At 62.9% G+C, this 14,988-nt stretch carries 13 protein-coding genes; 8 read left to right on the top strand and 5 right to left on the bottom strand.

All coding sequences use genetic code 11. The features are described 5' to 3' along the window. The first annotated feature begins 51 nt into the window (after window positions 1-51). The 7 genes from rhmD (at window position 52) to MRBLMC3_RS22635 (ending at window position 5,830) form a co-directional block, all read left to right on the top strand. Window positions 52-1,281, top strand: coding sequence for an L-rhamnonate dehydratase (rhmD, locus tag MRBLMC3_RS22665; protein WP_363832602.1), 1,230 nt, complete (start codon window positions 52-54; stop codon window positions 1,279-1,281). 9 nt (window positions 1,282-1,290) lie between these two features. Beyond that, the gene (locus MRBLMC3_RS22660) at window positions 1,291-2,148 is read left to right on the top strand and encodes a fumarylacetoacetate hydrolase family protein (protein ID WP_363832600.1); all 858 of its coding nucleotides are present in this window, start codon (window positions 1,291-1,293) and stop codon (window positions 2,146-2,148) included. Next, complete coding sequence (locus tag MRBLMC3_RS22655) at window positions 2,145-2,894, top strand: SDR family NAD(P)-dependent oxidoreductase (RefSeq protein WP_363736734.1); 750 nt, start codon at window positions 2,145-2,147, stop codon at window positions 2,892-2,894. The genes MRBLMC3_RS22660 and MRBLMC3_RS22655 overlap by 4 nt, the downstream gene beginning before the upstream one ends. A gap of 63 nt (window positions 2,895-2,957) precedes the next feature. Beyond that, on the top strand, window positions 2,958-3,866 hold the full coding sequence (locus MRBLMC3_RS22650; protein ID WP_363832597.1) for an amidohydrolase family protein: 909 nt from the start codon (window positions 2,958-2,960) through the stop codon (window positions 3,864-3,866). Further along, entirely contained in the window at window positions 3,866-4,954 is a 1,089-nt protein-coding gene (gene rhaT, locus MRBLMC3_RS22645; RefSeq protein WP_363832594.1) for an L-rhamnose/proton symporter RhaT, read from the top strand. Before MRBLMC3_RS22650 ends, rhaT begins: the two co-directional genes overlap by 1 nt. A gap of 190 nt (window positions 4,955-5,144) precedes the next feature. Next, window positions 5,145-5,513 carry a DUF6481 family protein gene (locus MRBLMC3_RS22640; protein ID WP_363736740.1) on the top strand — a complete coding sequence of 123 codons (369 nt, stop codon included), beginning with the start codon at window positions 5,145-5,147 and terminating at the stop codon, window positions 5,511-5,513. Window positions 5,514-5,638: 125 nt separating this feature from the next. Further along, on the top strand, window positions 5,639-5,830 hold the full coding sequence (locus MRBLMC3_RS22635) for a hypothetical protein (RefSeq protein WP_363832591.1): 192 nt from the start codon (window positions 5,639-5,641) through the stop codon (window positions 5,828-5,830). Between the two features lie 384 nt (window positions 5,831-6,214). Here MRBLMC3_RS22635 and MRBLMC3_RS22630 read toward each other — a convergent pair whose 3' ends face one another. The 5 genes from MRBLMC3_RS22630 to ppsA form a co-directional block, all read right to left on the bottom strand. Beyond that, the gene (locus MRBLMC3_RS22630) at window positions 6,215-6,910 is read right to left on the bottom strand and encodes a spermidine synthase (protein ID WP_363832588.1); all 696 of its coding nucleotides are present in this window, start codon (window positions 6,908-6,910) and stop codon (window positions 6,215-6,217) included. A 123-nt stretch (window positions 6,911-7,033) separates the two neighbouring features. Next, on the bottom strand, window positions 7,034-7,243 hold the full coding sequence (locus MRBLMC3_RS22625) for a hypothetical protein (RefSeq protein WP_133654887.1): 210 nt from the start codon (window positions 7,241-7,243) through the stop codon (window positions 7,034-7,036). A gap of 459 nt (window positions 7,244-7,702) precedes the next feature. Next, window positions 7,703-7,909 carry a cold-shock protein gene (locus tag MRBLMC3_RS22620; RefSeq protein WP_363736748.1) on the bottom strand — a complete coding sequence of 69 codons (207 nt, stop codon included), beginning with the start codon at window positions 7,907-7,909 and terminating at the stop codon, window positions 7,703-7,705. A 364-nt stretch (window positions 7,910-8,273) separates the two neighbouring features. Then, entirely contained in the window at window positions 8,274-10,802 is a 2,529-nt protein-coding gene (locus tag MRBLMC3_RS22615; protein ID WP_363832585.1) for a cation-translocating P-type ATPase, read from the bottom strand. Window position 10,803: 1 nt separating this feature from the next. Further along, a complete protein-coding gene (ppsA, locus tag MRBLMC3_RS22610; protein ID WP_414714680.1) occupies window positions 10,804-13,239 on the bottom strand; it encodes a phosphoenolpyruvate synthase in 2,436 nt (811 codons plus the stop codon). 143 nt (window positions 13,240-13,382) lie between these two features. On the opposite strand from ppsA, the gene MRBLMC3_RS22605 reads away from it, so the two are divergent. Beyond that, window positions 13,383-14,978 (top strand): MBL fold metallo-hydrolase, encoded by a 1,596-nt coding sequence (locus tag MRBLMC3_RS22605; RefSeq protein ID WP_363832579.1) that lies wholly within the window; start codon window positions 13,383-13,385, stop codon window positions 14,976-14,978. The last annotated feature ends 10 nt before the right edge of the window (window positions 14,979-14,988 follow it).

The following is a 14,988-nucleotide window of genomic DNA, read 5'->3' as shown; positions in this document are numbered from 1 at the left end:
GTTGACGCCCTCATATCCATTCTATAAAACACGTTTCCATATATTGGCAACATGGTCGTGCAGCGGCCTGACTATATAGGGGTGAGGATCTCCGTGGCGCTACCGTTGATCAAGTATGTCCGCGCCTTTGTGGTGCGCGGCGGCGGGGCCGACTATCACGACCAGGGCAAGGGGCACTGGATCGACGATCACATCGCGACGCCGATGGCGCGCTATCCCGAATATCGGCAGAGCCGGCAGAGCTTCGGGATCAATGTGCTGGGCACGCTTGTGGTTGAAATCGAGGCGGCTGACGGCACGGTCGGCTTCGCGGTGACGACCGGCGGAGAACCGGCCTGCTACATCGTCGAAAAGCATCTTGCCCGCTTCCTCGAAGGTCGCGACCCGGCCGACTATGAGAAGATCTGGGACCAGATGTACTTCTCGACCCAATATTACGGGCGCAAGGGACTGGTGATCAACGCAATCTCCGGCGTCGATCTCGCTTTGTGGGATCTGCTCGGCAAACTGCGCGGCGAGCCGGTCTACAAGCTGCTCGGCGGCAACGTCCGCGAAGAACTGCAATTCTACGCCACCGGAGCGCGGCCCGATCTCGCCAAGGAGATGGGCTTCATCGGCGGCAAGCTCCCACTCCACCACGGTCCCGCCGAAGGCATTGAGGGCCTGCACAAGAACATCGCCGAACTGGCCGAGATGCGCGCGCGGGTTGGCGACGATTTCTGGCTGATGCTCGATTGCTGGATGAGCCTCGATCTCGATTACGCCACCCGGCTCTCCCACCGCGCCTACGAGGAATGTGGGCTCAAATGGATCGAGGAGGCGCTCTCACCCGACGATTACTGGGGCTATGCCGCGCTGAAGCAGAACGCGCCCAGGGGCCTGCTCGTCACCACCGGAGAGCATGAGGCGACCCGCTGGGGCTGCCGCATGCTGATGGACATGGATTGCTGCGACATCATCCAGCCCGACGTCGGCTGGTGCGGCGGCGTTACCGAACTGATCAAGATCGCCAATTATGCCGAGAGCAAGGGTGTGCTGATGATCCCGCACGGATCGTCGGTCTACAGCTATCATTTCGTCATCACCCGCCACAACTCGCCCTTCGCCGAGTTCCTGATGATGCACCCCGGACCGACCGAAGTGGTGCCGATGTTCGCGCCGCAGCTGCTCGGCGAACCGGTCCCGGTCAATGGCCGCATCAAGGTTGGCGCGCTCGACAAGCCGGGCTTCGGCGTCGAGCTCAACCGCGACATCCCCCTTCATCGCCCCTATACCCACTGAGGATTTCCCATGAAGCTCTGCCGCTACGGCCCGCGCGGGTCCGAAAAACCCGGCATCGTCGATGCCGAAGGCCACATCCGCGATCTGTCCGACGTCGTCGAGGACATCACGCCGGCGACGCTCGCCATCGCCAGGGCGGTCCATCCGGACCAGCTGCCCGTGGTCCAGGGCACGCCCCGCTACGGCGTGCCGCTGAAGGGCATCGGCAAGATCGTCGCGATCGGCCTCAATTACGAGGATCACGCGATCGAATCGAACCTGCCGATCCCGACCGAGCCGGTCGTCTTCATGAAGGCGCTGTCGGCGCTCACCGGCCCCAATGACGAGGTGATGCTGCCGAAGGATTCGACCCACGGGGACTGGGAGGTCGAACTGGGCGTGATCATCGGCAAGACCTGCCGCTACGTGGAGGAGGGGGACGCGCTTGATCATGTCGCGGGCTACGTGCTGGCCAACGACGTGTCGGAACGGTTCAACCAGAAGCAGCGCGGTACCCAGTGGAGCAAGGGCAAGGGCCACGACACCTTCTGCCCGGTCGGCCCCTGGCTGGTGACGCCCGACGAGGTCGGCGATCCGCAGGATCTCGACATGAGCCTCGACGTCAACGGCCAGCGCATGCAGACCGGCAACACGAAGACAATGATCTTCACCGTGAAGCAGATCATCGCATATCTCAGCCAATATGTGACGCTGTTCCCCGGCGACCTGATCATCACCGGCACGCCGCCGGGCGTGGGCGAGGGCAAGAAACCGGACGCGATCTTCCTCAAGCCCGGCGACGAAATGACGCTTTCGATCGCGAAGCTCGGCACCCAGACCCAGACGGTCGCAGCGTGGCGCCATCTCGGTGACGAGGTGCTGACATGACCCTGTTCTCGGGGCGCTATGCCGGCCGGACCGCCATCGTGACCGGTGGCGCTTCCGGGCTGGGCAGGGAAGTGGCGAAGCGGATCGTGGCGGAAGGCGGCACCGTCGCCCTCTGGGATCTCAATGCCGAAACGCTGGCCGCCGCGAAGGACGAGGTCGGCGCCGCGCACACCGTCGCGCTCGACGTCGCCGATCCGCAGGCGGTTTCGGCCGCCGCGCGTGAAACCGCAGACCTGTTCGGCAATATCGACATTCTGGTCTGCTCGGCGGGCATCACCGGGGCAACACAGCCCGTCTGGGAGTTCCCCATCGACAGCTTCCAACGCGTGGTCGATATCAACCTCAACGGCCTGTTCTACTGCTGCCGCGAGGTGGTGCCGCACATGCTGGCGAACGGCTATGGCCGCATCGTCAACGTCGCCTCGGTGGCGGGCAAGGAAGGCAATCCCAATGCCTCGGCCTATTCGGCATCGAAGGCGGGCGTGATCGGCTTCACCAAGTCGCTGGGCAAGGAACTGGCCGGCAAGGGCGTGATCGCCAACGCGCTGACGCCTGCAACCTTCGAAAGCCCGATCCTCGATCAGCTGCCGCAGAGCCAGGTCGATTACATGCGCTCCAGGATTCCCATGGGCCGGCTGGGCAAAGTCGAAGAATCGGCCGCCATGGTCTGCTTCATGGCATCGGAGGAGTGCAGCTTCACCACCGCCGCCACCTTCGACACATCGGGTGGACGCACGACCTTCTGACTTTTGCGGGATCCGACCGCCCGCCCGAGAGGCGGCGCATCCCCCACTGACCGGAGAAGCCGCTTGGACGCCATTCCCTTCGTCGATGCCCACGTCCATCTCTGGGATCTGGCGCACATTCGCTATCCGTGGCTGTTGCCGCCGTTCGACGATGCCGGCCCCAACGGCAGCACCGAGGCGATCGCGAAGAATTATCTGATCGACGACTATCTGGCCGACGCCGGCCGCTGGAACGTCGTCGGTTGCGTCCATATCGACGCCGGCGCGGTGCCCGATCAGGCGCTCGACGAGACGCGCTGGCTCGAAGGCCTCGCTGCGGCGCAGGGTATGCCGAACGGCATCGTCGCCTTCGCGGCCTTGCAGGACGACGGGATCGATGCCGTGCTGGAGGCGCATGCCGCACATCCCCACGTCCGCGGCATCCGCCAGATCGTCAACTGGCACGTCAACCCGATGCGCACCTATAACCCGAGCGACGTCACGCTCGACGACGACTGGTGGCGCGGTTTTGGCCGGCTCGGCCGCCACGGCCTGTCGTTCGACCTGCAATGCTATGCCCCGCAGATGGCGGGCCTCACGCCGCTGATCCAGCGTCACCCCGACGTGCCGGTGATCATCAACCATCTCGGCATGCCGATCCCGTCCGAGCGGGAGGGGCTGGCGCGCTGGCGCCACGGCATCCGCGCGCTCGCCGCATGCCCCAATGTCTCCATCAAGATTTCGGGGCTGGGCTTCATCGATCGGAACTGGACGCTGGATGCCGTGGCGCCGCTGCTGCGCGAGGCAATAGACGTGTTCGGCACCGCGCGTGCCATGTTCGCCAGCGACAGCCCCACGGACAAGCTCTTCGCCCCGCTCGACCGCTACCTGGAAGCATATCACGCCTTCGCCGCAGGTTTTTCCGAAGAGGAGCGGCGGGATCTCTTCGGCCGCAATGCCAACCGCATCTATCGCTTGGGGCTTGACCTCTGATGCCAGCCAACCCCCTTCTCGGCGTTCTTTTCCACTGGCTGGGCGGCCTTGCCTCGGCGAGCTTCTACGTGCCCTATCGCGGCATCAGGCGATGGAACTGGGAGATATTCTGGCTCACCGGCGGGATCTTTTCCTGGGCGGTCGCCCCGTGGTTTTTCGCCTCCGTCCAGACGCATGATCTGATTGGCGTGATGGCGCAGGTTCCCGGCCGGATCGTCGGCTGGTGCGTGTTCTTCGGCATGTTGTGGGGCTTTGGCGGCCTCACCTACGGGCTGACCATGCGCTATCTCGGCCTGTCGCTCGGCATGGCGGTGGTCCTGGGGCTATGCACGGTGTTCGGCACGCTGATCCCGCCAATCTTTCAAGGCGATTTCGCGGCGAAGCTGCTCGGCAGCACATCGGGCCACATGATCCTGCTCGGGCTGCTCGTCACGTTGGCCGGCATCGTCGTGGTGGCGATGGCGGGCGCCGTCAAGGACCGTGCGCTCTCCGATGCGCAGAAGACAAAGGCTGTGGCCGAGTTCAATTTCCGCAAGGGTATCGCGGTCGCGATCTTCTCCGGCGTCATGTCCTCCTGCTTCGCTTTCGGGCTGAGCGCGGGCGAGCCGATCAAGGCACTCTCCGCCGCTGCCGGCACTGGCCCGCTCTGGACTGGTCTGCCGACGCTCTGCCTCGTCATGGCGGGCGGCCTCGCCACCAACGCGATCTGGTGCGCGATCCTGATCGTCCGCAACGGCTCGGCAAGCCAGTGGCTGGGCGGCACTGCCATGCACATGGACGCGGACGCCGGTCGCGGCGAGGGGCGCCCTCCTCTCGGCCGCAACTTCCTGCTCGCCGGGTTGGGCGGTACCGCCTGGTACTTCCAGTTCTTCTTCTACACCATGGGCGAAAGCCAGATGGGGCGCTTCGGCTTCTCGTCGTGGACGCTGCACATGGCCTCGATCATCATCTTCGGCACGCTCTGGGGCTTTGCCTTCCGCGAGTGGAAGGACGCCGCGCCGCGCGTGCGCGCGATGGTGTGGAGCGGTGTCGGCCTTCTCGTCATCGCAACCATCATCATCGGCTATGGCAACATGCTGGCGACCTGACAAAGCTCCCAAAAGATCGTTTTTAGCCGTTTCGTTCTTCAGACTGAAATTTCGGACAGTGCCTCTACCCACAATCTGACGATCTTGAGACCAGGGGTATTTTTTGCTAGTGGCTCCCCCTTCACCGCTAAACCGGTCTTGCGTCTGCAACGCGAGGTCCGCCGTCGATATAAACGTTCAAGGATAAACTTTGCCCTCTTATAAAGCTCCCTCGTTTCAAGACCGTATTGCCGCAGCAGGATTGGCCAAACAGAAAGCCCTGGATGCGCTGAGAGCCAAGCCGCCCGTTGACGAGGCAATTATGGCGGAGCGGCGCCGCGCGCGCGAAGCCAAGGATCAAGCACTTGCAGTCGAGCGGGCTGCCAAGGCTGAGGCTGCTGCTTTGGCCAAAGCTCAGAAGGCAGAACGCAAAGCGGCCGAACTGGCGGCCGAAGCCGAAAAACAAGCCGCCGCAGAGGCCGCGGCAGCACTCAAGGCCGCCAGGCTGAAGCCCGCCAGCGCCGCTGAAATGAAGGCTGCGCGCGATGCGCGTTACGCTGCGCGCAAAGCTCGAAAATAAATAGCTGAGGCTGGTTCATACAGGATGGCCGATGGCGTGGGGCAAGCCCCACGCCCATCACCTGAAACGACTCGCTCGGGGTAGCGTATCGACGCTGAGCATCCAACCGAATTGCGGAGCAGAATATGGCCGACTTGTATCAGAAAGCATTGGAGTCCGAACGCCGAAGCCTGTGGGCCGAATGCAGGCTGAAAGGTCTTGCAAAGGATACTCCGGAGCGCATCCGTATAGCGGAACTGGACGGATTGCTTGCAAAGCATAAAGCGAAGAAAGGCGGCGGATCTACTCCATCCAGTCCTGAGGCGAAAAATCCTTGAACGGGTACGTCAAATTCGAGACGCCCGACGGTGACATCCTGGCAATCAATGCAGACAGTGTCAGCTTCGTTCGGCGTTACAGAGGAACTGATCAAGCTGGCGCCGTTTTCACTATGAACGAAAACGCTCTGATCTTTTGATGCCGCATTTTCCGAGCCGTTGACCGTAAACGGTCAACTTGAAAATGCTCGAGCGCCGTTAATTTTGAAAAGGGCCACTACGTCGTCGTTAAGCGCGACCTTGAGGCAGTAATGGACGCGCTCGCCAAAGCATAGTTCGCCAAGGTCGACCTTCCCGGCCGTTCAGGCGTTCAGTTCCAGTCTCCCGCTGCAGAGGGGGCCGTTTTCTGAAAGCCCCTCGCACTGAGGGTCAAATCACGACGAACTACCGGCAGTCATCCTGCTTCGACGCCAGCCAGATTGTATGAATCACGTCCTCACCATCAACGAGGGCTGCCACACTGACCTCTTCTACATCGAAATGCGCGTTTTCAAGGCGTGCAACGAAGCCTTCATCCCCATAGGCTGACCAGACAGCCAATATTCCATTGGGCCTTAAGGCCGCGTGAGCAGCGCGCAGTCCCCAATTGCAGTATAGGCGTTCATTTGCCAGGTGGATCAGCCCATCGGGTCCGTTGTCGACATCCAGCAGGATGGCATCGAACGCCGACTTCTCTCTGGCGATCACGTCATGCACGTCGGCTATCTCAACCTTGACGCGGGGATCTGAGAGATAATCATGGAAGAGGTGTGACAAAGGCCCATTTGCCCACGTCACAATCTCCGGAATGAGTTCTGCTACGCTTATGATGGCTGTGGATGGCAAGGATTGCAGGGCAGCGCCGAGGGTGAAGCCCATGCCCAAACCGCCGATAAGGATGCGGCTGTCCCGATGCTGCAGGCGGCTACAGGCCAGGGTGGCAAGAGCTTCTTCGGAATGACGGACCTGATTACCCATCAGTTCATTGTCCCCGAACCTGATGGAATAATCATCGCCGCGTCGCCATAAGTGCAGCCGTCCTCCATCAGGAAGCTCTGCCTTGCCGATCAGTTCGACGGCATCATCGGGCATGGATAACATTGAGCTATTTTCCCTTTGCTGATGTCGCTCGCATGGACGCCATGAAGCGCCACTTGTAGCCACGATACCGAGATGAGAATTTTCCGAGGCCAGGCTCAACCAATCGTGTGAGCCGGCAACAATTTACTTGGTTGCAAACTGTCCGGGTCCGGCCTTGAACATATCTCGCGCAAAGTTCCGCACAGCAGTTGCCGTCTTGAACGTCTCCTCCTGCATCTGGGAGGTCACAAGCGGATAACCCTGTGAATTATAGCGTGTTTCACGCACAGTGAGCCGGAAATGACCATCCTCATCCTTTGTAATCAAAAAGGGGCGGATTGCTTCTCGGCTCATTACTGTTCCTAATTCTGGAGAAAGGCCGACAGCGTGGGATACTGCCGGCGCATGATGTTCAACCAATCATCGCTGCAACGATCCGCTTCAATTCATTGGTAGAGAGCGTCGTCGATCGAGTGGGAGAAAAGGGTCTTTTGCCCTGCTTGCCAAAAGGCAGGTGGATAATCGCACGTTTTCTGATCTGTGTAACAATATTCATCGTAAGTCCTTGCGGCTCTTGCCGCATTCCATTTTCAAATTCATTGGTGGGTTGTCCCTGCGTCCGTCTTCCGGCGGATTGATGCCCGCTATCCGTTTGACCAGGGGATGCTTCGCGGTTTGGCTTCGGTGGAAATCCGTATGTTCCGGACGCCTGACCTGTTCACGGGCGGTTTCGTCCCCCGTGAGGCCTCGCAATGCGAACCAATGTCCACAGGCATGTGCCGGGAGCGGCCTCCTGGCCTGCCCCCGCACCGTTTACGCTGATTGGAGATTGACCGCGGACATCTTGCCGCGCTTGTCCTTCTCCAGTTCATATGTCACGCGCTGCTCCTTTTCGAGGGTGTGCATACCTGCGCGTTCCACGGTGGAAATATGCACGAACGCGTCATCGCCTCCGCCTTCGGGAGCGATGAAGCCATAGCCCTTGTCGGCGTTGAAGAATTTGACTGTTCCGGTGATCATGCTCGGTCTCCTTGTTGCATGTCCTGCGAACGCGCGACCATTCGCGCATTCCGGCTTAAAAGAGGCAATGTGGGGACAAAGGTGAACCGAAGCGGCCCGATATCCGTCAAAACGCGACGTTCAGCGAAGCGTCGATAGCACAGGTGGAACGAAATGCAAAATCCAGGTGATCGGATCGGTCGCGGCGACGTCGCTTGCAGCAATCACTCAACCCTGCACAACCTGATCCGCCTCAGCGCGCACAGACGACGCAACTGTGGTGGATCCGGGCCATACCGGTGTTCACATATGGCGTCATCACGACTTCCAAAGGAGCAGCACGCCGCAATTCGCTTTTATCGAAGCAACTGCACTTGAAGGGCGGTCAAGCGCGCCTGCCACGCCGTTCCTTGACGATCTCGCACAGAAACAGAACGATCGTGGGCGGTGTGATCAAAAAAGGGAAATCCGCTGGCCTGAGGGGGGAGAAATCGAGAATCCGTCGTAACGGCGCCAGCAGGACGATCGACGCGGATGCTAGCAGCACAGCAGCCGCGGTGTACCGCAATGACGCATTGTTTCGCCATAGGGCGCGGATGAGCGAGGTGCTGAAGGATCGGCTCACCAGTATGAGCGCCATGATGGATCCGACCAGCGCGAAGAAAAGGATCGTCCTAACGCGATCCGGAGCAAATCCCCAATACGTCACTCCCAGCTGAAGCCCGAGCAGCAGCGCGAAAGCAATCCCGCCATATACGATGCTGCGCAGGATCAAGCCCTTCGAAAAAAGACGCTCGGCCGGGTCGCGAGGCGGCCGCTGCATGATGCGGCTTTCGTCCCGCTCCGCCTCAAAAACGAGAGCGCAGACGGGATCGATGATCATTTCCAGGAGCGCGATCTGAATCGGCCCCAACACCAATGGCAGGCCCAGCAACAGCGGAGAAACGGCAAGCCCCGCAATCGGCACATGCACCGCGAAGATGAAGCCGATGGCCTTGCGGATATTGTCGTAGATGCGGCGGCCAAGGCGAATGGCGATGACGATCGCGCCGAAATCATCCTCCACCAGCACGATGGCCGACGCCTCCCGCGCAACATCTGTGCCGCGCTTGCCCATCGCGATGCCGATATCGGCGGCCTTCAGCGCCGGCGCATCATTGACCCCGTCGCCCGTCATCGCCACCACTTCGCCTGCGGCCTTCAGCGCCGACACGATCCGCAGCTTCTGTTCCGGCATGGTGCGGGCGAATATCGTGACATCCTTCACCCGCACGCAAAGGTCAGCGTCGGAAAGCGCCCTCACCTCGTCGCCCGTCATCACCACGCCCGCCCCGATCCCCGCCTGCGCGGCGATCGCCTGCGCGGTTATTGGAAAATCGCCGGTTATCATCACGACCCGGATACCCGCCGCCAGGCATTGCGCGACGGCCTCGGTCACGCCAGCCCGCAGCGGATCGGACAAGCCAATCAACCCCAGCAGCGTGAAGTCGTGCACTTCATGCCCCTTCGACAGATCATCGCCCGACGCCTGCGCCGATGCGACGCCGAGAACGCGTATCCCCCGCGCCGCCATCGCCTGCGCCGCCTGTTCCAGCGCCCGGCGCGCGTCCCCATCCAGACGGCACAAGCGCGCAATCGCTTCCGGCGCGCCCTTGGCCGCCACGGTCAGCGGCTCGCCTTCGCCCGCCGGCCGCCAGACATTGGACATCGCCAGCAGGTCCGGTCGCAGGCCATAAGTATGTACTAACTCCCAATCGCCGCGGGCAGGAAGCCGGGCATCCCTGGCAATGCCATGAAACGCGACCTCCATGGGATCGACCGGCACCGGCGCGCTGGCCAGCGCTGCCGCCCCGATCAAGTTGTGGAAGTCGGGATGCGGCAAACCTTCGCCGAGACCCGTCGCAGCGCCGGACGGCAACCAAAGTTCGGTCACGGTCATCCGGTTCTGTGTCAGGGTGCCGGTCTTGTCAGTGCAGAGGACCGTCGCAGCGCCCAAAGCCTCTATAGCCGACGCGCGCCGGGTCAGTACCCCCACCTGCGCGATGCGCCAAGCGCCCATCGCCAGAAAGATGGTCAGCACCACCGGAAATTCTTCCGGCAACAACGACATGGCGGTGGCGATCCCTGCCAGCAGCGCCGCCATCCAATCGCCACGCAAAGCGCCATAAAGCAGCACGACCAGGAGCGCTACGCTGACACCGCCGACGGCGCACAGGCTCACCGTCCGCGCCGTTTCCTTCTGAAGGTGCGGAACCTGCGTCTCCAAAGTCTCCAGGAACCGCCCGATCTGACCGACGCGGCTGCGAAGGCCTGTCGCCGTCACGCGCGCAACGCCGCTGCCGCGCGTCACGATGGCGCCTGAAAAAAGATGGGGCGTATCATCCCCGCCCGGCTCGGCCTGTTCCTGATCGCTTGGCCCCGCCGCCCGTTTCCGGACAGGTACCGCTTCGCCGGTCAGCAGCGATTCGTCCGCCTCCAGTGCCTGCGTCTCCAGCAGCAGAGCGTCGGCCGCAATCCGGTCCCCGGCATCCAACACCAATATATCACCGGTCACTACCTCGCGCCCCGCTATGCGCAGCGCTTCCCCATCACGTATCACCAGTGCGCGCGGCGCGGACAGGTCGCGCAGCGCTTCCAGCGTGCGTTCCGTGCGCGCCTCCTGAACGATGGTGATGAGGATGGAGAGGCCCGCAAAACCCAGCAGGATCAACGCCTCGGCCTTGTCGCCCAGCAGCAGATAGAGGCCACCCGCTGCCAACAGCATAGCGAACATGGGTTCGCGCAGCACCTCCATCGCGATCCTGAACGGCGTGCGCCGCGCTGGCCGTGGCAGTTCGTTCGGCCCTTCCGCCGCCAGCCTCTCCCGCGCTTGCGAAGCGGAAAGGCCCGTCAGTTCAGCGCCAGCACCGGCCATCTCAGGCCGCAGGAACAACTCGCCCGGCTTCCGCCGCGGCCACGCATTTCAGGGTCGCGACGAAGCTGTCGGGGTTCAGGGATATGCTGTCGATCCCTTCGCGCACCAGGAATTCGGCGAACTCCGGATAATTGCTCGGCGCCTGCCCGCATATCCCGACCTTCACCCCCGCCTTGCGCGCACGGGCGATCAGGTCCGCGATCATCTTCATCACCGCAGGATCGCGCTCATCGAACAGCGGTGCGAGCAAGTCTGAATCGCGATCTACGCCAAGCACCAGTTGCGTCAGATCATTGGAGCCAATCGAAAAACCATCGAACCGCGCCGCGAACTGCTCCGCCAGCACCACATTCGCGGGAATCTCCGCCATCATGTAGAGTTGCAACCCTCGCTCTCCCCGCATCAGCCCATGGCGCGACATTTCGGTGATCACCCTGTCCGCTTCGCCAAGCGTCCGGCAGAAGGGGACCATCACGATCACATTTTCAAAGCCAATCACCTCCCGCACAAACCGGATCGCCCGGCACTCCAGCGCGAAGCCGTCGCGATAGCGCTCATGATAATAGCGCGATGCCCCCCGGAAGCCGAGCATCGGATTTTCCTCATGCGGCTCGAACGCCGCGCCGCCCAGCAAGTGCGCATATTCATTGGTCTTGAAGTCAGACAAGCGCATGATCACCGGATGAGGATGGTGCGCGGCGGCGATCTTCGCGATGCCCCGGCCCAGCGTCTCGATGAAATAGTCGCGCGGATGATCATAGCCACGCGTCAGCAGCTCGATTTCCCGCCGCTCAGCCGCATCGCTCACCTGATCGGGATGGGCTAGTGCCATCGGATGGACCCGGATGAGGTTGCTGATGATGAACTCCATTCGCGCCAGACCCACGCCGCGCGAGGGCAGCCGCCACCAGCGGAAGGCGCTCGCCGGGCTCGCGACGTTCAGCATCAAGTCCGTGTGCGTGAGCGGCAGGCTGGCCGTATCGACCTCTTCCGAGACAAAGGGCAGGCGGCCAGGATAGACATGTCCCCGGTCCCCTTCCGCGCAGGACAAGGTAAGGTCCTGCCCTGCGGTCAAGCGACTGGTCGCGTCTCCCGCCCCCACGATGGCGGGTACGCCAAGCTCCCGACTGACGATCGCCGCATGACTGGTCGGCCCGCCATGATCGGTGACGATCCCCGCCGCGCGCCGCATCACCGGCACCCAGTCGGGATCGGTATTGTCGGTCACCAGGATCGCGCCATCGACGAATTGCGCAATGTCATCGGTGCTGCGGATGATGCAGGCCGCGCCGGACGCGATGGCATCGCCCACCGCCGCGCCCGTGACGACCGGCGCAGGCGCCTTGCCCGTCAGCCGCCAGGTCTTGAGCGCCGTCGCAGATCGCGTTCCATGCACCGTTTCAGGCCGCGCCTGCACGAGGAACAGCTTGTCGCTCTCGCCATCCTTGGCCCATTCCAGGTCCATCGCGCAGCCATAATGCCGCTCGATCAGCACGGCCCAGCGGGCCAGCTCCAATATCTCCTCGTCCTCCAGCACAGGATGGTCGCGCTCATGGCGGCTGCATTCGACCAGTTCCGTCCGCGCGCTGCCGCCGGTGGCATAGATCAGCTTCTGCGCCTTCGCGCCGACCCGCTTCTCGACGATCGGCTTGAGCCGTCCGTCCGACAGGAAGGGCTTGAACACCATATAGCTGTCCGGATCGACCCGCCCCTGCACCACCGTCTCGCCCAGCCCCCAGGCCGCGCTGATGACGGCGACGCGCGGGAAGCCCGTCTCCGTGTCGATCGAGAATATGACCCCAGATCCCGCAAGGTCCGACCGCACCATGACTTGTATCCCGATCGACAGCGCGATCTGCAAGTGGTCGAAACCCTTCGCCTCGCGATAGGAAATCGCCCGATCGGTAAACAGCGAGGCGAAGCAGCGGCGGCACGCGTCCAGCAGCGCCCGCTCGCCCACGACATTCAGGAAGCTTTCCTGCTGCCCCGCGAAACTCGCGTCCGGCAAATCTTCCGCCGTAGCGCTCGACCGCACCGCGACCGCGACCTCGCGCTTGCCAGCCTTCCGCGACAGATCCCGATAAGCCGACACTATCGGATCAGCGACCGACGGCGGCAATTCCGCGTCCAGAAACAGCCGCCGCGCGCCCTCGCCTGCCTCATGCAGCGGCATCGCACCGCTGCGATACTGCGCCACGATGCCCGCCAGCCGATCCCCAATCCGGTTATGCTCCACCAGCGCGCGATAGGCCGCCGCCGTGGTCGCAAAGCCCGGCGGCACCGCGATGCCCGCCCCGCCCAGCATGGAGACCATCTCGCCAAGGGAGGCATTCTTGCCGCCTACCCGGCCGACATCGCCGCGCCCGATCGCATCGAACCAGAGGATCACCTCGTCCTTGACGGGCAATGGCGGCTTCGTTGGCACTTGGCTGCTCATCGCGTCACTGTGCGGACGCGCCCCGTCCCGCGACATTAGGAAAGATACGGATGCGCCCCCGCCCATCAGTATAACTACGGACTGCCTCCCCCGCCCGTTGGCCCCATGATGATGGCCGGAAAACAAGGATCGGGAGAAACGGCTTGAGCCCTGCCTTAACCCTCACATTCCATGGCGCGGCAGGCACCGTCACCGGCTCCTGCATGGAATTGCGGCTGGGCGATCGGGCCATCCTCGTGGACTGCGGCCTCTTCCAGGGATCGCGCACGCTCGAAACGCTGAACCATGGCGCATTCAGCTTCGAGCCAGGCAAGATCGACGCGGTCGTCCTCACCCACGCCCATATCGACCATTGCGGCCTGCTCCCCAAGCTCGCGGCGCAGGGTTTCGACAAGCCCATCTGGTGCACGCCCGCCACCTCCGACCTGCTCGAATATATGCTCGCCGACGCGGGGCGCATTCAGGAAAGCGAAGCGGATCGCCGCAACCGCCGCCGCGACCGCGCGGGCGAAAGCCTGTTCGAGCCGCTCTACACCGAGCAGGATGCGCTCAATGCCTGGCGCCTCACCCGCCCGACGCCGCTGTGCGACTGGTTCGACCCAGCCCCCGGCTTCCGCGCGCGCTTCTGGAACGCGGGCCATATATTGGGCGCAGCCTCGGTCGAGATAGAAACCGCAGGCATGCACCTCCTCTTTTCGGGCGACCTTGGCCCCATCAACAAGGCCTTCCACCCTGACCCACAGGCCCCCGCCGGTCTCGACCATGTGGTCTGCGAAGCTACCTATGGCGACCGCGCGCGGGAAAAGTTCACCATCGAACAACGCCGCACCCAGCTGGAGACAGAGATCAAGGACGCCCTGTCACGCGGCGGCAACCTCATCATTCCCAGCTTCGCGCTCGAACGCACGCAGGAACTGCTGCTCGACCTCGCCAAGCTGGCCGACGCCAACCGCATCCCCAACGTCCCGATCTTCGTCGACTCCCCCCTCGCCAGCCGCGCCACCAAGGTGTTCGCCGCCCATGCGTCGGAACTGGAGGACACCGGCGGGGAAGACGTCTTTCGTCACCCGTCCATTCATTATGTCGAGGATGTCGCGGAATCGATCCGCCTCAACACCATGACCGGCGCTATCATCATGGCCGCATCGGGCATGTGCGAAGCGGGCCGCATCCGCCATCACCTGAAGCATAATCTGTTCCGGCGGGACTCCACCGTCCTGTTCGTCGGCTTTCAGGCGAAGGGATCGCTCGGCCGCGTCATCCTTGACGGAGCCCAGCGCGTCCGCATTTCTGGCGAGGACATCAATGTCCGCGCCCGCATCCGCCGCATCGACAGCTATTCCGCCCATGCCGACCGCGATGAACTGCACGGCTGGATCAGCGCGCGCAGGCCGATCAGCGGCAGCCTGTTCCTCGACCATGGCGAACCCGAAGCCGTCGCCGCCCTGCGCATCCTGACGCAGGCGGACAATCCCGCAGCCAGCATCATTGCCCCGCAGATCGGCGAAGTCTATGCGCTGGAACCCGGCAAGCCGGCCCGCCGCATCCAGACCGGCCGGGTCGACATGGAGGAGCTGAGCGGCCCCGACTGGCAGAATGATTATGCCGACTTCATCACCCACCTGAAACAGCATCTCGGCCGCATCCGCAGCGAACGCGCCCGCCGCGATGCGCTGGCGCGGATGCGGCGCGTGCTCGACGCCTATCAAGAGGCGAAGCAGCGCCAGCACGCCAAATGAGGAACTCGGC

The organism is Sphingobium sp. LMC3-1-1.1, assembly GCF_040676285.1.
In the GTDB taxonomy this organism is placed as follows: Bacteria; Pseudomonadota; Alphaproteobacteria; order Sphingomonadales; family Sphingomonadaceae; genus Sphingobium.
This window is presented reverse-complemented; position numbering and strand designations above follow the sequence as displayed.

Excerpts from the sequence above, each read along its gene's own strand:
- rhmD (WP_363832602.1), top strand. The coding sequence starts at position 52 with ATGGTCGTGCAGCGGCCTGACTATATAGGGGTGAGGATCTCCGTGGCG.
- MRBLMC3_RS22660 (WP_363832600.1), top strand. The coding sequence starts at position 1,291 with ATGAAGCTCTGCCGCTACGGCCCGCGCGGGTCCGAAAAACCCGGCATC.
- MRBLMC3_RS22655 (WP_363736734.1), top strand. The coding sequence starts at position 2,145 with ATGACCCTGTTCTCGGGGCGCTATGCCGGCCGGACCGCCATCGTGACC.
- rhaT (WP_363832594.1), top strand. The coding sequence starts at position 3,866 with ATGCCAGCCAACCCCCTTCTCGGCGTTCTTTTCCACTGGCTGGGCGGC.
- MRBLMC3_RS22635 (WP_363832591.1), top strand. The coding sequence starts at position 5,639 with ATGGCCGACTTGTATCAGAAAGCATTGGAGTCCGAACGCCGAAGCCTG.
- MRBLMC3_RS22630 (WP_363832588.1), bottom strand. The coding sequence starts at position 6,910 with ATGTTATCCATGCCCGATGATGCCGTCGAACTGATCGGCAAGGCAGAG.
- MRBLMC3_RS22625 (WP_133654887.1), bottom strand. The coding sequence starts at position 7,243 with ATGAGCCGAGAAGCAATCCGCCCCTTTTTGATTACAAAGGATGAGGAT.
- MRBLMC3_RS22620 (WP_363736748.1), bottom strand. The coding sequence starts at position 7,909 with ATGATCACCGGAACAGTCAAATTCTTCAACGCCGACAAGGGCTATGGC.
- MRBLMC3_RS22615 (WP_363832585.1), bottom strand. The coding sequence starts at position 10,802 with ATGGCCGGTGCTGGCGCTGAACTGACGGGCCTTTCCGCTTCGCAAGCG.
- ppsA (WP_414714680.1), bottom strand. The coding sequence starts at position 13,239 with ATGAGCAGCCAAGTGCCAACGAAGCCGCCATTGCCCGTCAAGGACGAG.